This is a genomic window from Janthinobacterium breve (genome assembly GCF_051380895.1).
In the GTDB taxonomy this organism is placed as follows: Bacteria; Pseudomonadota; Gammaproteobacteria; order Burkholderiales; family Burkholderiaceae_D; genus Janthinobacterium.
In genome coordinates, this window is sequence record NZ_JBNYXY010000011.1 from 255,635 (window position 1) to 274,677 (window position 19,043).

Annotated in this window: 21 protein-coding genes and 1 tRNA gene; 8 read left to right on the forward strand and 14 right to left on the reverse strand. The window is 63.6% G+C overall.

Going from position 1 to position 19,043, the window contains the following annotated elements; genetic code table 11:
* Positions 1-88: 88 nt before the first annotated feature.
* The 4 genes from pdxR (at position 89) to ung (ending at position 4,207) form a co-directional block, all read left to right on the forward strand.
* Positions 89-1,561, forward strand: coding sequence for a MocR-like pyridoxine biosynthesis transcription factor PdxR (gene pdxR, locus ACQ4W0_RS23280; protein WP_436578902.1), 1,473 nt, complete (start codon positions 89-91; stop codon positions 1,559-1,561).
* Between the two features lie 75 nt (positions 1,562-1,636).
* Entirely contained in the window at positions 1,637-2,341 is a 705-nt protein-coding gene (gene lipB, locus ACQ4W0_RS23285) for a lipoyl(octanoyl) transferase LipB (RefSeq protein ID WP_436578903.1), read from the forward strand.
* Positions 2,342-2,378: 37 nt separating this feature from the next.
* On the forward strand, positions 2,379-3,395 hold the full coding sequence (lipA, locus tag ACQ4W0_RS23290; protein WP_035823261.1) for a lipoyl synthase: 1,017 nt from the start codon (positions 2,379-2,381) through the stop codon (positions 3,393-3,395).
* A 143-nt stretch (positions 3,396-3,538) separates the two neighbouring features.
* Complete coding sequence (ung, locus tag ACQ4W0_RS23295; RefSeq protein ID WP_436578904.1) at positions 3,539-4,207, forward strand: uracil-DNA glycosylase; 669 nt, start codon at positions 3,539-3,541, stop codon at positions 4,205-4,207.
* 61 nt (positions 4,208-4,268) lie between these two features.
* On the opposite strand, the gene ACQ4W0_RS23300 is transcribed toward ung, so the two are convergent.
* From ACQ4W0_RS23300 to ACQ4W0_RS23315, 4 genes are all read right to left on the reverse strand, one after another.
* Positions 4,269-6,425 carry a TonB-dependent receptor gene (locus ACQ4W0_RS23300; protein WP_436578905.1) on the reverse strand — a complete coding sequence of 719 codons (2,157 nt, stop codon included), beginning with the start codon at positions 6,423-6,425 and terminating at the stop codon, positions 4,269-4,271.
* 90 nt (positions 6,426-6,515) lie between these two features.
* Positions 6,516-6,860, reverse strand: coding sequence for a hypothetical protein (locus ACQ4W0_RS23305; RefSeq protein WP_436578906.1), 345 nt, complete (start codon positions 6,858-6,860; stop codon positions 6,516-6,518).
* A 69-nt stretch (positions 6,861-6,929) separates the two neighbouring features.
* On the reverse strand, positions 6,930-7,739 hold the full coding sequence (locus tag ACQ4W0_RS23310) for a helix-turn-helix transcriptional regulator (RefSeq protein ID WP_436578907.1): 810 nt from the start codon (positions 7,737-7,739) through the stop codon (positions 6,930-6,932).
* 1 nt (position 7,740) lies between these two features.
* The gene (locus ACQ4W0_RS23315) at positions 7,741-8,295 is read right to left on the reverse strand and encodes a YbhB/YbcL family Raf kinase inhibitor-like protein (RefSeq protein ID WP_436578908.1); all 555 of its coding nucleotides are present in this window, start codon (positions 8,293-8,295) and stop codon (positions 7,741-7,743) included.
* Positions 8,296-8,511: 216 nt separating this feature from the next.
* Here ACQ4W0_RS23315 and ACQ4W0_RS23320 point away from each other — a divergent pair, with 216 nt between their 5' ends.
* Positions 8,512-9,669, forward strand: coding sequence for a PepSY-associated TM helix domain-containing protein (locus ACQ4W0_RS23320; protein ID WP_436578909.1), 1,158 nt, complete (start codon positions 8,512-8,514; stop codon positions 9,667-9,669).
* A gap of 90 nt (positions 9,670-9,759) precedes the next feature.
* The gene (locus tag ACQ4W0_RS23325) at positions 9,760-10,182 is read left to right on the forward strand and encodes a PaaI family thioesterase (protein WP_436578910.1); all 423 of its coding nucleotides are present in this window, start codon (positions 9,760-9,762) and stop codon (positions 10,180-10,182) included.
* A 2-nt stretch (positions 10,183-10,184) separates the two neighbouring features.
* Here the strand turns inward: ACQ4W0_RS23325 and ACQ4W0_RS23330 are convergent, their stop codons facing one another.
* From ACQ4W0_RS23330 to ACQ4W0_RS23360, 7 genes are all read right to left on the reverse strand, one after another.
* Positions 10,185-10,880, reverse strand: coding sequence for an anti-sigma factor (locus tag ACQ4W0_RS23330; RefSeq protein ID WP_436578911.1), 696 nt, complete (start codon positions 10,878-10,880; stop codon positions 10,185-10,187).
* Positions 10,877-11,467, reverse strand: a complete 591-nt coding sequence (locus tag ACQ4W0_RS23335) for a sigma-70 family RNA polymerase sigma factor (RefSeq protein ID WP_436578912.1) — start codon at positions 11,465-11,467, stop codon at positions 10,877-10,879. Before ACQ4W0_RS23335 ends, ACQ4W0_RS23330 begins: the two co-directional genes overlap by 4 nt.
* 98 nt (positions 11,468-11,565) lie before the next feature.
* Positions 11,566-12,087: a TlpA disulfide reductase family protein gene (locus tag ACQ4W0_RS23340; protein ID WP_436578913.1), complete on the reverse strand. Its 522-nt coding sequence runs from the start codon at positions 12,085-12,087 to the stop codon at positions 11,566-11,568.
* 93 nt (positions 12,088-12,180) lie between these two features.
* On the reverse strand, positions 12,181-12,867 hold the full coding sequence (locus tag ACQ4W0_RS23345; RefSeq protein WP_436578914.1) for a BON domain-containing protein: 687 nt from the start codon (positions 12,865-12,867) through the stop codon (positions 12,181-12,183).
* On the reverse strand, positions 12,860-13,456 hold the full coding sequence (locus tag ACQ4W0_RS23350) for a phosphoheptose isomerase (protein WP_102122463.1): 597 nt from the start codon (positions 13,454-13,456) through the stop codon (positions 12,860-12,862). Before ACQ4W0_RS23350 ends, ACQ4W0_RS23345 begins: the two co-directional genes overlap by 8 nt.
* Before the next feature lie 57 nt (positions 13,457-13,513).
* On the reverse strand, positions 13,514-13,873 hold the full coding sequence (locus ACQ4W0_RS23355; protein WP_436578915.1) for a YraN family protein: 360 nt from the start codon (positions 13,871-13,873) through the stop codon (positions 13,514-13,516).
* A gap of 9 nt (positions 13,874-13,882) precedes the next feature.
* Positions 13,883-15,097: a penicillin-binding protein activator gene (locus ACQ4W0_RS23360; protein WP_436578916.1), complete on the reverse strand. Its 1,215-nt coding sequence runs from the start codon at positions 15,095-15,097 to the stop codon at positions 13,883-13,885.
* 165 nt (positions 15,098-15,262) lie between these two features.
* Between ACQ4W0_RS23360 and rsmI the strand changes: the two genes are divergently transcribed.
* Positions 15,263-16,171 (forward strand): 16S rRNA (cytidine(1402)-2'-O)-methyltransferase, encoded by a 909-nt coding sequence (gene rsmI, locus ACQ4W0_RS23365; protein WP_436578917.1) that lies wholly within the window; start codon positions 15,263-15,265, stop codon positions 16,169-16,171.
* Positions 16,172-16,207: 36 nt separating this feature from the next.
* Here the strand turns inward: rsmI and ACQ4W0_RS23370 are convergent, their stop codons facing one another.
* Entirely contained in the window at positions 16,208-16,849 is a 642-nt protein-coding gene (locus tag ACQ4W0_RS23370; RefSeq protein ID WP_436578918.1) for a hypothetical protein, read from the reverse strand.
* Between the two features lie 166 nt (positions 16,850-17,015).
* Between ACQ4W0_RS23370 and ACQ4W0_RS23375 the strand changes: the two genes are divergently transcribed.
* A tRNA-Pro gene (locus ACQ4W0_RS23375) sits at positions 17,016-17,092 on the forward strand.
* 92 nt (positions 17,093-17,184) lie between these two features.
* Here ACQ4W0_RS23375 and ACQ4W0_RS23380 read toward each other — a convergent pair.
* The gene (locus tag ACQ4W0_RS23380) at positions 17,185-18,105 is read right to left on the reverse strand and encodes a hydroxymethylglutaryl-CoA lyase (protein WP_436578919.1); all 921 of its coding nucleotides are present in this window, start codon (positions 18,103-18,105) and stop codon (positions 17,185-17,187) included.
* Between the two features lies 1 nt (position 18,106).
* Positions 18,107-19,039 carry a 2-hydroxyacid dehydrogenase gene (locus ACQ4W0_RS23385; protein WP_436578920.1) on the reverse strand — a complete coding sequence of 311 codons (933 nt, stop codon included), beginning with the start codon at positions 19,037-19,039 and terminating at the stop codon, positions 18,107-18,109.
* Between the last annotated feature and the right edge of the window lie 4 nt (positions 19,040-19,043).

A 19,043-nucleotide genomic window follows, 5' to 3' on the forward strand; every position in this document is an offset into this window, starting at 1 on the left:
CGCACCGGAACGGTGAGAGTAGAATGTTTGTGGTGTAATGCGAAGTGCCAGTCATCAGAAAATTCATTGGACCACTTGGACGATCATTATGCCGCGAGGAAAATTACCGCACGCCCTGGACTTGCCTCGTCCCACCAGCTGGCTCGACAAGGCGGGCGTCAACAAGCAGGATGGCGCGTATGAAGCGCTGCGCTCGGCCATCCTGACGAAGATGCTGCCGGCGGGCAGCCGTTTGCCGTCCAGCCGCACCCTGGCGGAACGGTGGGAGTTGTCGCGCGGCACTATCGAAACCGTGTTCGACCGGTTGCACGCGGAAGCGTATGTGACGCGCGTGCCCGGCTCCGGCACGCGCGTGTGCGCCGTGGTGCCGGAACGCTTTTTGATGGCAGGCTTCGCCGATGCCACCTCGGCCGCACCGGCTAGCGTACCCGCGCCCGCCCCGGACACGGGCGTGCGCGACGGCTTGCCGTTTGTGGCGCGGCGCGCCGACGCCAGCCTGTTTCCCATGGCCGCCTGGTCCAAGTGCGCCACGCGGGCGCTGGCGGCCGCCACGCCGGAGCAGTTGTGCGGCGCCGATCCGGCCGGCCTGCCCCAGCTGCGCCAGCAGATCGCCGACTTCCTCGCCAAATACCGCGGCATCCGCTGCGATCCGCAAGATATCGTTGTTACGACCGGCATCCGCCACGCGATCGACTTGCTGGCGCGCAGCATCGTGCGCGATGGCGACAAGGTTTGCCTGGAAGAGCCCGGCTATCCGGCCGCGCGCGCCCTGTTCGCCCTGGCGGGCGCCGTGTCCGTGGACATTGCCGTCGACGCCGAGGGCATCGATTGCGCCGCCCTGGCCGCGCACGCCGACGCCTGCCTCGCGTATGTGACGCCGGCGCACCAGTCGCCGCTGGGCGTGACCATGTCCGTCACGCGCCGCCTGGCCTTGCTGGAGTGGGCGAATGACAGCGGTGCCTGGGTGGTGGAAGACGATTACGACAGCGAATTCAATTACCACAGCGCGCCGTTGGCGGCCCTGAAGGCGCTGGACCAGTACCAGCGTGTGATCTACTGTGGCAGTTTTAACAAGACACTGTTTGCCGGCCTGCGCGTGGGCTTCATGGTGCTGCCGCCCGCCTTGCGCCCGCAACTGCTGCGCATCGTGCAGTTGACGGGCCGCTCCGTGGGCGTGACGGAGCAGCTGGCGCTGGCCGCCTGGATGGAGGAAGGCGCTTTTGTGCGCCATTTGCGTCAGGCGCGCCTGGCCTACAAGGAGCGGCGCGACTTGCTGCTGGCCTGCCTCGAACAGATCGCCCCTGGCCGTTACACGATTTCCGGCCAGCAGGCGGGCTTTCATTGCGTGCTGTGGCTGCCACCGGATGGCGACGAGCGGGCGTTTTGCGCGCGCGCCGCGCAGGCGGGGCTGGCGTTGCAGCCGCTCGGTGATTTTTGCCATAGCGCCAGGCTGGCGCCGGCCGTGCTGCTGGGCTACACGGCGCTGAGCCTTGCCCAGGTGCGCCACGCTGCACAAAAATTGGGCACTTTGCTGTTGTTGCCGGCGCCCGGGGCTGAATGAAACGGCAGCCTGGCTTATAATCACGGCTTCGCCGCAGCGCCCGCAAGGCGCCGGCAGTTGATTACAGAATCTGTCATGACCACCACCCGAACCGAAGCGGCGCTGATCCGCGAGCTGGGCCGCGTCGATTACGAGCCGACCTTTGCCGCCATGCGCGCCTTTACCGATGCGCGCACGACGGACACGCGCGATGAACTGTGGATCGTCGAGCATCCGCCTGTGTTCACGCTGGGCCTGGCGGCCGACCGTGGCCATTTGCTGGCTGGCGCAGAGAATGTGCCCGTGGTGCAGACGGACCGCGGCGGTGAAGTGACGTTCCACGGCCCCGGCCAGGTGGTGATTTACCTGCTGATGGACTTACGCCGCAACAAGCCGGGCGGCAAGTTGTATGCGCGCCAGTTCGTGCATAAAATCGAGCAAGCCATCATCAACGTGCTGGCGGCGTATAATCTTGCAGGCGAGCGCATCGATGGCGCGCCCGGCATCTACATCGCCGGCGGGCCGGACAAGGGTGCGAAGATCGCCGCGCTGGGATTGAAAGTGCGCGGCAACGGCTGCACCTACCATGGCGTATCGCTCAACGTGGCGATGGACCTGGCGCCGTTTTCCTGGATTAACCCCTGCGGTTATTCCGGCCTGAAGACGGTGGACATGCGCAGCATGGGCGTTGTGGCGCCGCTGGCCGAGGTGCAGCGGGCCCTGGCCCATGCATTGACCGTATTACTCGATGTAAGCGAAGTAAACAGCGCCGCAGGCGCGCCTCAGGCAGCAGATGCCTGAGCAAACAAACCAACACGCCCGTCAAGGGCTTGCAGCCATGACTTCTGAGACCATTTCCAGCACCGCCCCCGCCGCTACTGCCGCTCCCGCGTACAACCCGAGCGAAAAGCAAAAAGGCGCCAGCAAGACGTCGCGCATTCCGATCAAGATCATTCCGATCGAGCAAGTCGAGCGCCTGAAAAAGCCGGACTGGATCCGCGTCAAGGCCGCCTCGGCATCGACCCGCTTCTATGAAATCAAGGACATCCTGCGCGAAAACAAACTCGTCACGGTGTGCGAAGAAGCCAGCTGCCCGAACATCGGCGAATGCTTTGGCAAGGGCACGGCCACCTTCATGATCATGGGTGACAAGTGCACGCGCCGCTGCCCGTTCTGCGACGTGGGCCACGGCCGTCCTGATCCGCTGGACAAGGAAGAGCCAGCCAACCTGTCGAAAACCATCGCCAAGCTGCGCCTGAACTACGTCGTCATCACTTCCGTCGACCGCGATGACTTGCGCGACGGCGGCGCCGGCCATTTCGTCGAGTGCATCCAGCAAACGCGCGCCCTGTCGCCGAACACCCGCATCGAAGTGCTGGTGCCCGACTTCCGTGGCCGCCTGGAAAAAGCATTGCTGTTGTTCAAGGATGGCTTGCCTGACGTCATGAACCACAACCTGGAAACGGCGCCGCGCCTGTACAAGGAAGCGCGTCCCGGTTCCGACTACATGCATTCCTTGAAACTGCTGAAGGATTTCAAGGCCATGTACCCGGACGTGAAAACCAAGTCCGGCATCATGGTGGGCCTGGGCGAGACGGATGAAGAAATCCTGCAAGTCATGCGCGACATGCGCGAGCACGACATCGACATGCTGACCATCGGCCAGTACCTGGCGCCATCGAACAGCCACTTGCCCGTGCGCCGCTATGTGCACCCGGACGTGTTCAAGATGTTCGAAGAAGAAGCCTATAAAATGGGCTTTACCCACGCCGCCGTGGGCGCCATGGTGCGCAGCTCGTACCATGCGGATGAACAGGCGCACAGCGCCGGCGTGGAATCGGCGCTGAACTTCTAAGTAACCTTGCGCCACATCAAAGCCACCTGCTAACGCCGGTGGCTTTTTTTTGTCTGCCCGTATCGTATGCGCGCCAAGCTGACGAGCGTTCTATACTGGCATGCTGAAAAAGCATGGTTGGTGAATAAGCTATGAGGTGACGCATGGACGTACGCATCGACGCATCGTGGAAGGCGCGGTTGGAGGGGGAATTCGCCCAGCCGTATTGGGAACGCCTGGCGGCCTTCGTGAAGGAAGAGTATGCGGCGGGGCCGTGTTTTCCGCCGGGCAAGGCCATCTTTCGCGCGTTCGACCTGACGCCGTTCGGGCAAGTCAACGTCGTGATCCTGGGGCAAGACCCGTATCACACGCCCGGCGCGGCCATGGGCTTGTGCTTTTCCGTGCCGGACGGCCATCCCGCGCAGCCGAGCCTGCAAAACATCTTCAAGGAATTATCCACGGACATAGGCGTGGCGCGCACGCGCACGGATTTGTCGGACTGGGCAGCGCAAGGGGTGTTTTTGCTCAACAGCGTGTTGACCGTGCGCGCCGGGGTGGCCGGCTCGCACGCGGCCAAGGGCTGGGAAAAGCTGACGGACAGCGCGATTCGGCACCTGTCCGCCGAGCGTAGCAACCTCGTCTTCATTCTGTGGGGCGGCTACGCGCAAGCCAAGCGCAGCCTGATCGATCCCGGCAAGCACCTGGTGCTGGCGGCGCCCCACCCTTCGCCTTTGTCTGCCAGTAAAGGTTTCTTTGGCAGCAAGCCGTTCAGCCAGGCGAATGCCTATTTGCAAGCGCACGGGCAGGCGCCCATCGTCTGGGGCGATAGCTGAAGCATGACGGCAACCGACAGCGGCAGGCGTTGCTCCCTGCCGCTGTCTTCGCGCGTAACGGTTAAAAGCTGGTAGACAGGCCGGCGTAGAAGCTGCGGCGGGCGCCGTACTGCGGCGCCCCCACGCCCACGCCGGAACCGTCGCGCAGCAGATACGATTTATCGAACAGGTTGATCAGGGCCAACCGTCCTTCCACCTTGCCGACCGGCGTGTTTTTCCACGTGTGCGTGAGCGCCGTGTTGACGGTGAAGTAACTGGGCAGATGGCCGGAATTGGGCGCGCCGCCGTCCGGAGTCATGCGCAGGCCGCTGCCATACAGGAAGTCAGCGCTCACTTGCGAATCGCCAAAGTGATAATGTCCGCCGCCCGACAGCGTGTATTTCTGGTCATGATCGAGGTAGACATAGTGCTGGCTGATGTAGTTCAACTCATCGGCGCCAAACAGGGCCTGGCCCGAATTGATGTTGCGGCCCTGCGCCTTTTGCGTGCTGGCGTTGAGGAACAGGCCCCAGTTTTTCTCGCTGTAGATGGCCGACAATTCCAGGCCCTTGGCGTAGCCGTCCGCATAGTTGAACGGCGTCAAAATCAGCGCCTGGCCGAACTGGCCTTCGTCCAGCAGGTTGTTGATCTTTTTATAGTACACATCGGCCGTTACGGTCAGTTTCGAGCTCACCTGATGGCTGATGCCCACGTCGTAGTAATGCGTGCGCTCGGCCTTGACGTTGTCCGACTGGCCGATTGCCGGCGCATTCGTCGTGTTCGCATACAGGTCGATGCTGCCTTGCGCCGCCAGTTCCTGCGGTGGTGGCGTGAAGTAGCGCGAATAGCCGGCGTGCAGGGCCGTGCCCGGTGCGATCTGATACGCCAGGTTGACGCGCGGGCTCCATTGCTGCTCGCTCGTGTAGGCCGAGACTTTGTCGAAGCGGGCGCCATAGTTCAGGGTCAGGGGCTTGCTGATATGCCATTCATCCTGCAGGTAAAAACTGGCCAGGGTGCCTGTCTTGCCGCTGTTGTCGAGAATGCTGATCGGCGTGGTGGAGGCTTGCGCGCCGTCAATGGCGGGGAAGACGGCCACCGTGTTGTCGCTGCTCGTCTTCTGGCGCGTGTAGGCCAGGCCCGCGCGCACGGTGTGGTCCTGATGCAGCTTGTAGCTGATATCGAACTGGGCACCCGAAGCGCTGTTTGCGCGGCGCGAGTCCGACGCCACGCCGTTGTAGATCAGGTCGCCAATGGCATCGGGCGTGAAATGCAGTTCCGAGTACTGGTGGAAGGCGGACACCTGGTAATTGACGTCGCCCAGGCTCTTTTGCAGCGATAGCACGAGGAAGCGGTTCACTTCGCGCTGGTTTTCATTCAATTGCGACGACGGCAAGGTAGATGTGCCCGCCTGCGCATCGCTGTGGCCATCGAGCGAAAAGGCGGGCGCCTGGTTCGGGTTGTTCGGGATTTGGAAGCGGCCGTTATACGTGCCGAACATGGCGCCCAGACGCGTGTTGTCATCAAGGAAATACGACAGGCTGCCGAACGATTTGTTCTGCCGCGTCTTGTCGTGCAAGGCGCTGCGCGTGGCTTGCGGGTTTTCCACGCCCAGGGCATTGCCCAGGTAGCTGCCGGACAGGTAGTAATTGAACTTGCCCACGCTGCCGAAAAATTCGGCACTCGGCTCCACATGGTCATGGCTGCCGACCATGATGCCGATGCGTCCGCCAGGGCTCAATCCGCCCTCCTTCGTTTCAATATCGACGATGCCCGCCGTGCGCAGGCCGAACTGGGCCGGCAAGGCGCCCGTCATGAAATCCGTCTTGTCGATCAGGCGCGTGTCGATCGACTGGCCGAAGCCGCTGATGCTTTCCGGTAATTGCACGCCATTGATGCGGTATTGCACGTTGGCATGGTCGTCGCGCACGTGCAGGGCGCCCGAGCCTTTCGAATCCTGCGATACACCCGGCAGGCGCAGCAGCACTTCATTGAATGGCGTGTTGTCGCCCTGGCCCAGCATGTCGACCATGTGGCTGTCGATGCTGTAGATGGTGGTGCCGACTTTCGGCGACAGTTCGATGCGCGCGCTTTTCAAATGAGCGGACGTGACTTCCACCTTCTGCATGTCTTGTGGCGCAGCATCGGTATTGCCCTCGGCAGGCTCGGCGGCATGGGCGGAAACGGTAAACAGGCTGGCAAGGGCGAGCGACAGCGCGCTCAGGCGGGGGGTGTGTTGCATGGTAAACCTCAAAAATAGTCAACGCCAGGCGGCACGGCGCGCGTCAGAACACGGCGGTGCAGCCCGAAAAATGGATAAACAGCGTGGGAACTACAACGAGGCGGCAGGCGGGCCGCGCACGGGCGGCAGGATGAGGGCGGCGACAGGCGCCAGGGTGGCGGGCGCGACGGCCAGCAAGCGGTACGGCAGTAATTGGGCGGGCGGCTCGATGATGGCCGGCGGCACGGCGATATCGGCCACCTTGTCGATGACCGTGGCGCACAGCGCGCACTCTTCCGCGTCGAGGGTGGTCTTGTGCAGGTGCGAGGCGGCCGTCGACAGCAGGAACACGAGGGCCAGCGCACTGAACAGGGCCACGCACAGCTGCCACGGCGTGCGCGCGAGGGCGGCGGCACCGTGATGAGCAAGCTTGCGGGTGGGCTGGCGGGAAGACATGGGCGCATAGTAGCAAGAAAATCGCCTCGCTGTCAGCGCTTGTTGCAATTGATTTGCGCTAGAGCGAACTTACAGGGTGGCGCGCAAGTCGCGCGGCGACAGGCCGTAGTGCTGGCGGAAGCGGGCCGCGAAGCGCGACGGCGAGGCGTAGCCGCAGGCGGCCGCGATGTCGGCGATGGGTAAACTACCAGATTGCAACTCCTGCAAGGCCAGTCCCAGGCGCACGCCTTCCAGGATGGTACGGAAATGGCGCTGTTCCAGGGCCAGCTGGCGGCGCAGGGTGGAGGCGCCCACATGCAGTTTCGATGCTACCTTGGCCACGCTCCAGTCGGCGCCCGGGTCCAGCAACAGTACTTGCTGCACGCGCGCGGCCAGCGGATCGCGGCGGTCCAGCAGCAGCGGGCCGCAATGGCCGCCCAAGGCCAGGGCCAGCAGCAAGCCTTCGGCCTGGTGCGCCAGCAGAGCGGCCGGTGCGCCATTGGCCAAGCTGGCCATCAGCTGGTCCCAGGCCTGCGCCGCATGCACATCGAGCGGCACGCACAGGCTGGCCGTGGCCGCCTGGTGCAGCTGGGTATCGACGAGGCCGCCATGGCGCGCACGGAAACGGGCGATCAGGGCCGGTGAAAAACTCAGTACTTCCGCCCGGTAGCCTTGCGCGCCGGGCAGGTTGGCCACGCCCAGTTCCTGTCCCGCCGGCATCAGCACCACGTCGCCCGTGCCGGCGCGCGCCTGGCGAGCGCCCCATTCCAGCAGTTTTGTTCCTTGCCGCACGCGGCACAGGGCGCTCTGGAAGACGGGTACGCGGCGCAGGGTTTGCGCGCGGCGCGCCTCGATGGTGCCGTGGGCGATGCGCAGTTCGCTCAGGGCAACCGCTTCCATCTCATCTGCCATACAGTCCCGTCAGCTGCGCCTTGCCCAGCGCGTTGGCGTTGAGCATGTAGCCGAGCATGGCGCCGCTGGCGTGCTGGTCCAGTGGCAGTTTGTCCACGCTCAAGGCCCACACCGTGAGCTGGTAGCGATGGGCCTTGTCGCCGGGTGGCGGGCAGGCGCCGCCGTAGGCGCTGTCGCCGTAATCGTTGCGTCCTTGCACGGCGCCCGCTGGCAAAGTAACCGCCGTTGTTCCCGTCGGCAAGGAGGTGGTCCTGATGGGCACATTGAAGACGCTCCAGTGCCACCAGCCGCTGCCCGTGGGCGCGTCCGGGTCGTACAGGGTGATGGCATAGCTTTTGGTACCGGCTGGCGCGTCGTGCCACGACAATTGCGGCGCCAGGTTGCCGCCCGTGCAGCCGAAGCCCTGAAACACTTGCGCGGGCGCCAAGGTCTGGCCGGGGGCGATGTCGGTGCTCGATACCGTGAAATCGGCGGCGTGGGCGCCCAGGTGCAGCAGTGGGCTAAGCAGGCTCAGCGTGACGACGAGGAAGTGGGAGGGGGGCATGGTTTTCCTTTTGATAAGTATAGGCGAAAGTGTATGCCGTGCAACATGACCCCGCGATGCCGATGCGCTCGCTGATGGTGCCGAAACGCTCGTTTTTGCCCGATGCCGACGTTCCCATGAGCGTGTTGTCTGGTTTGCCCCTTTCTTGATGCGCATGATTTTCACTGCGGGGCTTTCATGCTATCGTTTCGCAGCCCAAAATTTCCCAGAGTTTCCATGTCGCAATACCCCAGCAAGTGGTTGATCAGCAAACTGCACCTGTATGCGGGCCTGTGGTTCGGCGCTCTGTTCGTCCTGCTGGGCTTGACCGGTTCCGCCATCGCCTGGATGCCGGAGCTCGATGCGTATCTGAATCCGAATTTATTGCAGGCGAGCACGCCCGCGCCTGGCCAGGTGTTCCAGGTCACGCCGCGCACGCTGCAGGCGGTGGTGGACACTCTTGCGGCCGACCCCGCCTACGGCAAGCCGGCCCAGCTCAATCCACCCGCCGATGCGCGCGACGTGTACGTGGCTTCGTATCGCCAGCCAGCCAAGCCGTCCCCCTTCCGCCAGGCCATCGTGCGCCAAGTGATGGTCGACCCCTACACCCTGCAAGTCAAAGGCGAACGCGACTGGGGCCGTTTCGGCCTCACGCGTCCGCTGCTGATGTCGGGCATGTTTCATTTGCACCGCTATCTGCTGACGGGCGACGCAGGCAAGACCATCACGGGGATTTCGGGCGTGGCCCTGCTGCTGATGGCCTTCAGCGGCATCTACCTGTGGTGGCCGCGCCTGCAGTGGACGGCTATCCGGCGCGCATTGACGGTGTCGCATAGCGGCTCCTGGCCGCGCTTTCACTATACGATGCACAAGGCGGCCGGCTTCTTTGCCGCGCCCGTGCTGGCCGTGCTCGCCTTTTCCGGTATCTATTTCAATTTGCCGCAACTGGTGGTGCCGCTGGTGGACCTGGTGTCGACGGTGCCGGACACGGCAAAATTGAAAAATGTGGCGCAGGATGGCGCCCTGCTCGATGCGGGCCAGGCCATGGCCGCCGCGCAGCTGCTGTATCCGCAGGCGCGCGTGTCGCGCATCGTGCTGCCGGCGAAACAGGACCAGCCGTACGAGATCCGCGTGCGCCAGCCGGACGAAATCGCCCACGGCGACGGAGCCACGAGGCTGACCCTGGACGCGCGCAGCGGCTTGCCCCTGCGCATCCGCGATCCGTTCACGGCCCCGTATGGCGAGCGCTTTCTGGGCTGGCAATTCCCCCTGCATTCGGGCCAGGCGTTTGGCGTGGCCGGGCGCGCCTTCATTACCGTCTTTGGCTTGATGCCGCTGCTGTTCCTGCTGACGGGCAGTTTGGTGTGGTGGAAACGGCGGCGCGGCCGGAAATAAGCGGCCGTCAAACCGATGCGGGGAAAGTTGCTATCATCATAGTATTTTCCGGCAGATCCGCTGCCCGGATTCACCCGCACAAGGACCCGCATGAGCAATCCCGACATCACCGTAGCACTGTTGAATGAACGCGGCACAGGCCGCCTGCCCGGCCACTTGGGCATCGTCATCACGGCCGTGGGCGACGGCCAGCTGACGGCGGAATTGCCCGTGCTGCCACACCTGCTGGCGCCGAACGGCTATCTGCACGCGGGCAGCGTGGTGACCCTGGCCGACACGGCGTCCGGCTACGGATGCATCGTCAACCTGCCCGAGGGCGCGAACAATTTCACCACCATCGAGTTGAAATCGAACCACCTGGGCACGGTCCGCGAAGGCACGCTCACCTGCACGGCGAAAGTTGAGCACAAGGGCCGCAACACGCAAGTGTGGGATGCCGTGGTGAAAAGCAAGGAAACAGGCAAGACGATTGCCCTGTTTCGCTGCACCCAGATGATCCTGTATCCCAAATAGGCTTATATTTTTACCCAGTTACCTTTATACAAAACCGGTCCCGTCGGTCCGTTGGGATTGGGCGAACCGCCTTTCGGTTCCAGGGTGACGGCCAGCAGTGCCACGTCGTTGCCGATGGCGCGCTGCGACAGGGCCAGTTTCACGTTGCCCTTGTCGGCCAGCAAGCCCAAGGAGCGCGGGTTGCCGCTCTTCGGCACGGCCCACAGTTCCAGGTCCTTATCGCTCGGCACGGGCGCGTTGCCCACCATGCGCACCTCGAGTGCGCCATGGCGGCTGTCGGCCGTCAGCAGCAGGGCCGTTTGCGCTTTCTCGTCCGTCAGGCTGGCCACATAGCTGATCTGCGGCGCGTCCATCACGCGCGTGGCCACGACGATCACCAGCAGTGCGGCGATGGCGCTCGAGGCCATGCCCAGCGAACGCCAGAACGACAGCGAATCGCGGAACAAGGACCAGCCGCCCTGCGGCGCCAAATGCAGGCGCTGCTCGATCTGCTGCCAGACGCGCTTGGGCGGCGCCACGGGCGTGGCAAATTCCGCCATCGGTTCCAGACGCTGGCGCCATTCGGCCGTGATATTGCGCAAGTCGGCGTCGTTGTGCAGCCAGCCTTCGAAACGCCGCCGCGCGCCCCCTTTCAGGGTACCCAGCACGTATTCGGACGCCAGTTTCTGGCGCAGCACGTCATTGCCGCGGATATTCATGAAGCCTCCCGTTTCGCCAGGCACGTGCGCAGCCGTTCCAGGCTGCGGCGTATCCAGGTCTTCACGGTGCCGATCGGCAGCGACATCTGCTGCGCCACTTCGCTGTGCGACAGGTCGTGATAGAACGCCAGGGCGACCACCTGCCGGTGCAGCCCTTCCAGGGCCGACATGCAAAACGCCAGCGCCTTGGCATCACCGCTCATTTGCAGCGATTCTATGGGCGTGGCCTGGGGGTCTCGGAGTGCATTCATGACTTCGCTATCAAACTGTTCGGCATCGATTTCCACGGTATCGTCGCTGCGCCGCAGCACATCGAACGCCTTGTTGCGCACGATGGTGGCCATCCAGGTCATCGGCGCCGCCAGATGACTCTGGTAAGCGGCGGCGTTGTTCCAGATGGCGACGAAACCCTCTTGCAAGGCTTCTTCAGCGAGCTCTTGCTTATGCAATATACGCAGCGCGAAGCCAAACAGTTTCGATGAGGTGGAGATATATAGCTGGCGGAACGCCGTGGCGTCCTTGTTGCCGGCGGCAAGCAGCCAGGCTTTCAGTTGTTGCGGGTCGAGCGATTGAGCGGCTAGGGACACGGCTGGCCTTCACAAGGTGTATGGGATCACGCAAGGGAAGGTTATAACAGATTGGCAACACCTGGCAACAAGGTTTTATACCGAGTTTGTGCGGTCTCTTAGCCGGCGATGGCTGTTTCCAGCAACTTGTGTAGTTCGGCGAACTCCGGCTTGCCCACATAGCGCTTGAGGATCTTGCCCTGCTTGTCGAGCACGAAGGTGGTGGGCGTGAGGGCCACGTCGCCATAGGCCTTGGCCGCCTCGCCCGTCACGTCGAGCGCCACCTTGAACGGCAGCTGGCGCGTTTCGGCAAAGTTCAGCACGTAGTTGGCCGGATCGTATTTCATGGCCACGGCGACGAATTCCAGGCCCTGCCCCTTGTACTTGTTGTAGGTGTCGACCATCTCCGGCATTTCCGCCACGCAGGTGGTGCACGAGGTGGCCCAGAAATTGACCATCACCACCTTGCCGCGCAGGCTGGCCGAAGTGATTTTCTCGCCATGGATGCCATGAAAGGTCACCTCCGGCGCGCTTTGCTTGTCATTCAGCGACAAATAGCCGGCCGCTGCCACGCCCGCCACGAAGACGGCGATCAGGGCTGGCTTGATCCAGGACTTGCTTGCGGAGGGCGAAGTTGACATGGTTTTTATTTGAAAAGCGCGGCAATGCGGCCACGATGTGACTATTATAGCTGCCGCATCGTCGCCGTGCCCTAGGTCGGATGGCGGAGGCGCTTACTGCTGTACCGTATCGCTGACCGTGCTCGTGGTGCGCGGCTGCGGCGGATCGGGTTGCAATTGCTTCAGTTCCGCTTCCGAAATGTAGTCGAACAGCTTGACCACTTTCTGCACGCCGCCCACGCCGCGCGCCACGTCGGCCGCCACCGTGCCTTCGCGCTGGGTGACTCGGCCCATCAGGAAGACGGTGGCGTTTTCCGTGACGACCTTGAACGAAGCGGCCGAGATGGTTTTCATGTCCACCAAGCTGGCCTTGACCTTGGTGGTGATCAGCGCATCGTTCGAGCGCGAAGTGTAGCTGGCCGGGCCGGCGATGATCAGTTCATTGGCCACCGATTCCACGCCCTCGATATTGCGCACTTCGCGTTCGACGGCATTTTTCATCGCGTCATCGCGCACTTCGCCCGTCAGCAGGACGCGGCGGTTGAAGCTGGTGACATTCACATGGCCCGCATCGCCGACGATGGAGGGGATGCGCGACTCGCCTTTGAGGGCGATCGACTTGTCTTCGGTCTGGGCGCCCAGGGTGCGGCGGTCTGCCGCAGCGACGCCGCCCATCACTGCGCCGCCGACCATCAATTCGATGCAGCCGGTGAGCGAGGTGAGCATGGCGCCGCACAAAAGTGCAGTTGCCAGCGGGCGTTGTACGCGTTTCCAGCCTGGGCCAGTACCGAATTTAGTCATTCACGTCTCCTCCGAATAGCGCGACATCGATGCCGTCGCAGATGCAATGTATGGTGGTCAGGTGGACTTCCTGGATGCGCGCCGTGCGCTCGGCTGGCACGCAGATATGCACGTCGGCGTCCGTCAGCATCTTGCCGATGGCGCCGCCGTCCTTGCCCGTCAGCGCCACGACGCGCATTTCGCGCTCGAGCGCCGCTTCCACGGCGGCCATCACGTTGGCTGAATTGCCCGACGTGGAGATGGCCAGCAGGATGTCGCCGGCCTGGCCGAAGGCCTGCACCTGCTTCGAGAAAATCTCGCGGTAGCTGTAGTCGTTGGCCACGGCCGTCAGGATCGAGGTATCCGTCGTCAGCGCCAGGGCCGGCAGCGGAAAGCGCTCGCGTTCGAAGCGTCCCACCAGCTCGGCTGCGAAATGCTGGCAGTCGGCGGCGGAACCGCCGTTGCCGCACGCCAGGATCTTGTTGCCGTTGGACAATGCATAAAACATCAGGTCGATCGCCTGCGCAATGGGATGCGCCAGTACGGTAGCGGCCTGGATCTTGAGTTCGGCACTTTCGTGGAAGTGCGAGAGGATGCGTTGATTATTCATAGTCTGCCGATTATAGTGCAGGCGCGCGGCGTGGCGGACAAGCACTGTTAAAAATGCTTACATATCGAGGATGTTCTTCAGCCAGCTGATGCGCCCGCCATCGATGGCGAGTGCGTCGAAGCGGCAGGGCGGCACGGTTTTTTGTGCCAGCAGCCAGGTTTGCGCAGCCACCGCCATGCGCCGCTGTTTGGCTGGCGTGATGCTGGCCAGGGCGCCGCCGAAGGCTGCACTGCTGCGTAGCCGCACTTCCACGAAGACGACCGACGCGCCATCGCGCATGATCAGGTCCAGCTCGCCGCCCTTGCACAGATAGTTGCGTTGCAACAGCACCAAGCCTTGCAGCAACAGATACGCGAGCGCATCGTCTTCCCCCTGCCGCCCCCGTGCCTGCTTATTCTGGAAAGGCAGGGGCGGCATGGCGTGTCCTTATTGGGCCTGCGGCAAGGCGGCTGGCGTTGCTGCCGCGGCCGGTGGCCAGGTGCCCAGCACGCCTTGCTGGTAGCTGGCGGCCTGTTCCGTGCGTTCGAATACGCTTTGATCATTCTCGAAGCGCACGGCCAGGCGGCCCGTCACGCCATCGAGCGTGAACGGCGCGTTCGGGCGCAGCGCCACTTCGCGCGCCACGCGGAAGGCATCGATGCCCAGCGCGTACAGGCGTTGCATATCCGCCGTCAGGCGGACGTCGCCTGGCTGCGGCGGCTGGGGATACACCATCACTTGCGGGTGGTCGCGCTGCACTTGCCAAGGCAGGTCCAGCAGGCGCGCGCCGTCGAGCTCAGGGCCGCTGGCGCCGCGCCCGGCGCCGGGATTCAATGACGACGTGCCATACAGGGGCAGATCGCTGCCGATGGCCACGCGCAGCTGGCGCGCCTGGTCGGCGTCGAGCGCGGCAAACAGCAGGCCCGGCGGCGTCGCGGCCAGGCGCGCGCGCAGCTGCACCAGCTCGGCATCGCTCAGGTAGCCATTCGTGGCCGTCAAGTCCATCGTCTCGATCTTGCCGCCCTGGCGCAGCCATTCCTGCTTGAAGGCGGCGCTGATGCGGCGCTGCGAGGGTGAACCGGCCGACAGGATCAGCGCGCTGGCGCCAGGCTGTTCGCTGGCGGCCCAGGCGGCGACCTGGCGTGCTTCCGCCTCGATCGACAGTCCCATCACCAGCAGCTTGGCTGGCAGGCGCGCCTCGCCGCGGTTGTCCGGGTGGTTCAGGGCGATCGTCGGCTTGCGTACCAGATCGCTATTTGCCACGGCCGTGACGGCCGAGCGCGACAAAGGACCGACGACGACGTCCTGTTCCTCTTGCGCTTGCGCAAACTTGTTCAGGACGTCGCTGCTGCCATCGCCCGTGTCGATCACCGTCACTTCAAAGCCGCTGCGGTCGCGCTCATACGCGGCCATGAAGCCGGCGCGCAGCAATTCGGCGGCCGGGCCCAGGGAAGCCGAGCGCAGCGGCAGCAGCAGGCCGATGTGGTGGACCTTGCCATCGGCGGGCGCCGGCGCCGTGGCCGCCGGCATGTCGAGCAGCGTGCCGGTCGCCGGCTTGGTGGTGATGGGCGCCAGCGGGGCACCATTGCCGTCATACGCGGTAATATCGGGCACGGCCACGGCAAACGTCACCGGTTCGGGCGGTTGCGGCTTGGGCGGCACGGGTGGTGGCAGTGGCTTCGGTGGCGGCAGCGCCCTTGTGTTAGATTCAATAGGCGCGCACAATTGCCCGGGCGCGTCGCAAGGCGTGCTGCAAGCGCTCAGCATGCCGGTCGCGGCACAAACAAGCAGTAACTTCACACTATTAGCAAGCATTTAACCTCCAAAATGACCGTACAAGAAATCAGTTCCATTGCCAGCCTGCCCATCATGACAGAGGCGGCGCACCAGGTCTATCCTATCGCAACATTGTATATAGTGGCCACGCCGATCGGCAATGTGACCGATATCAGCCTGCGCGCGCTGCATTTGCTGAGCCTTGCCGACGCCGTCGCCTGTGAAGATACGCGCAACACGGCGCACCTGCTGACGCGCTTTGGCCTGAACAAGCCATTGATTGCTGCGCATCAACATAATGAGCGCGAAGTGGCGCAAACCCTGATTGCCCGCCTGCACGCCGGCGAGCGCATCGCCCTCGTTTCGGATGCGGGCACGCCCGCCGTCTCCGACCCGGGCGCGCGCATCGTCGACGCCGTGCGCGCGGCCGGCTTGCGCGTGCTGCCTTTGCCCGGCCCATCGGCGGCGATTACCGCCATTTCCGCCAGCGGGCTATTGAATGACCAGTTTTACTTCGTCGGCTTCCTGCCGGCCAAGGCCAAGCAGCGCGAAAACATGCTGCACAGCCTGCGCGGCGTGACGGCCACCATGGTCTTTTATGAAGCGCCGCACCGCATCCTCGATTGCGCCACGGCCCTGTTGGAAGCGTTCGAGCCCACGCGCCAGGTGGTGTTTGCGCGCGAACTGACGAAAATGTTCGAGGAAATCCACCGCTGCCCCCTGTCCGAAGCGGAAAGCTGGATACGTGCCGACGCGCACCGCGAAAAGGGAGAATTTGTCGTGCTGCTGGAAGGCGCCACGGAGGCGCAGGACGCGGAAGACGTGGAAGCGGAACGCATCCTGAACATTCTATTGGCCGAATGCAGCGTCAAGCAGGCGGCGAATCTGACGGCGCAAATCACGGGCCGCAAGAAAAATGCCCTGTATGAGCGGGCGTTGCAGTTGAAGGGGCAGGAATAACTATCCACATGCCCAACTGGGGCTATTGTTAAATTATTACCATTTGCAGCCGCTGTCCTTCTTGTCCAGCAACATCAGCACGGGCGCCAGCAAGCCTGCCCCTGAATAGGCGCTGCGGCAATCGCCGCGCTTGCCTTGCGCGATATCGCGTGCCAGCTGGGTTTCCGTTTGCAGCGGCTTGTCGGGGATTTGTCCCACGGCCGTGCCCACCTTGGACGGATCGCGCTCGCCCGCCACCTTGCGCGCCGTCTTCCTGGCCGCTTCCATATCGAACTTTGGCGTCTCCTGCGTGAAGGTATCGGAACTGGCCGCCGGCGTGGCTGGTGAGGCGGGCACGACCGTGATGGCTTGCGAGCTGGATGCTGGTGCGGTGGCGGTCGCCGGCGTTTCCCGGGCAGTGGCGAGTCTCGGCTTGCTGATGGGTTTGGGTTCGCGCTTCGGCTTGACGACTTCGACAGGTGGCGGGGGCGGCTTGGCGGCCAGCGGACGTATCCATACGGCGATCGATTCCACGCGCGGGGCCGTGTCTATCCGTGCGGTCGGCTGCACATGGCGCCACAGATAGATCAAGGCGCCATGCAGCAGCAAGGATACGCCGACGCCCAGCACGATGCCGCGGCCCTTCGGCAAGGGCCGGCCACCGTCGCTTCCGCCGTTTCTTTCAATACTGAAATCCATTGCCGTCGTCGCCTTCATGTCTGATCGGGAAAACTTGCGTAGTAAGTGTCGCATATTTCATGCATGCTGAAAAATACAGGGGTTGCAGTGCCGCGCGTAAATAATTTACACAGAGTTTCACCTGACCCTTGACCGAAGTCGATACGGCCTGTATTATCTTGGTCTTCGGAGTGTGGCGCAGCCCGGTAGCGCACCTGGTTTGGGACCAGGGGGTCCAAGGTTCGAATCCTTGTACTCCGACCAAATTTGTAGAAAAAAACCCAAGAGTTTCGGCTCTTGGGTTTTTTTTCGTCTGTAGCGCCTGCAGCAAAAAGGGGCCATCGGCCCCTTTTCATTTACCCCAGGCGTTTCGCCGCGATGGCATTGCCGGCGCGGCTAAATCCCTTGCGCCCCAACTGCTGCGAGATGAACTGGCCCGCATCGACCACCAGGTCCAGGTCGATGCCGGTGGCGATGCCCAACCCTTGCATCATGTACAGCACGTCCTCGGTGGCCACGTTGCCGGTGGCACCCTTGGCGTAGGGGCAGCCGCCCAGGCCGGACACGGACGAGTGATAGATCGCGATACCCGTTTCCAGGCTGGCGTAAATATTTGCCAGTGCCTGTCCATAGGTGTCGTGGAAGTGGCCGGACAGGCCGCCCACGTGGAAAGCTGCGATGGCGCGCTGCATCACCGCCTGCGTTTTGCGCGGCGTGGCCACGCCGATGGTGTCGGCGATGTCGATCTCGTCGCAGCCCAGGTCGCGCATGCGGCCCACTACGTCCGCCACGGCGTCCAGCGGCACGTCGCCCTGGTAGGGACAGCCGAAGGCGCAGCTGATGCTGCCGCGCAGGCGCAGGCCGTGTTCCTTGGCCGCCTTGGCCACGCCTTCGAAGCGGGCGATCGATTCGGCGATGGAGCAGTTGATGTTCTTTTGCGAGAACGCCTCGGAGGCGGAGCCGAAAATCACCACTTCATCGGCCTTCGCCGCCAGCGCGGCATCGAAACCCTGCATGTTTGGCGTCAGCGCCGAATACAGGGTGCCGGCGCGGCGCGCGATTTTTTCCATCACTTCCGCGCTGGTGGCCATTTGCGGCACCCATTTCGGCGAGACGAAGGACGCCGCCTCGATATTGGCGAAGCCCGCCTGCGTCAGCCGGTCGACCAGTTCGATCTTGACGGCGGCGCTGATGGTTTCCTTTTCGTTTTGCAGGCCGTCGCGCGGACCCACTTCGACGATCTTCACTTGCTTGGGCAAACTAGCTTGAGCGTTCATTTCAATATCCTTGCAAACGGTTGACGATGCCGGCGACAGAGTCTCCGGCGTGCAGGCGGCGCATCTTGGCGGCGATTTGCGCCACGCTTTCGCGGCGCAGGGTGGTGGCCGAAATATGCGGCGTGATGGTGATGCGCGGTTCTTGCCAGAACGGGTGCTGCTGCGGCAGCGGCTCGTTGCGGAATACGTCGAGTGTCGCCCCGGCGATATGCCCGGAGCGGATCAGGGTCAGCAAATCCGGTTCGGCGAGATGCGCGCCGCGCGCCACGTTGATGACGTACGCGCCCGGTAACAGCATCGACAGGCGCGTGCGGTCGAGCAGGTTGTGCGTCTCCGGCGTGAGCGGCAGCATGCACACCAGCACGCGCGTGCCGCGCAAAAATTCCTCAAGACCTTCCTCGCCGGCAAAGCACTGCACGCCATCGAGGTGTTTCTGGCTGCGGCTCCAGCCGCGCAAGGGAAATTCGAACTGCGCCAGCACTTGCAGCACGCGGGCTCCCAGCACGCCCATGCCCAGCACGCCGACGGGGAAATCCACCTTGTTGAACGCGGGCAGCGGCTGCCAGATGCCGGCGCGGCCTTGCGCCTCGTATTCGTCGAAACGGCGGAAGTGGCGCAGCACGGCGTGGCTCACATATTCGGCCATCTGCACGCCCATGCCCGCGTCGTCCAGGCGCACCAGCGGCACGTGGACGGGCAGCGCCTCGCCAAATTTCAAGAGCGCGTCGACGCCCGCGCCCGTGTTGAAGATCGCTTTGACTTCTCGCAATGCCGGCAGCATGGCCGCTGGCGGCTGCCACACGACGGCGTAGTCGCATGGCGCGAAGGTGTCGCCTTCGCGCCAGAAGGCAATCTCCGCTTCGGGCAGCAAGTCCTTGAAATCGGCGATCCACGCCGCTTCCTTGCCGTCCGAACGCTGTAAAAGGATGCGCATCGTG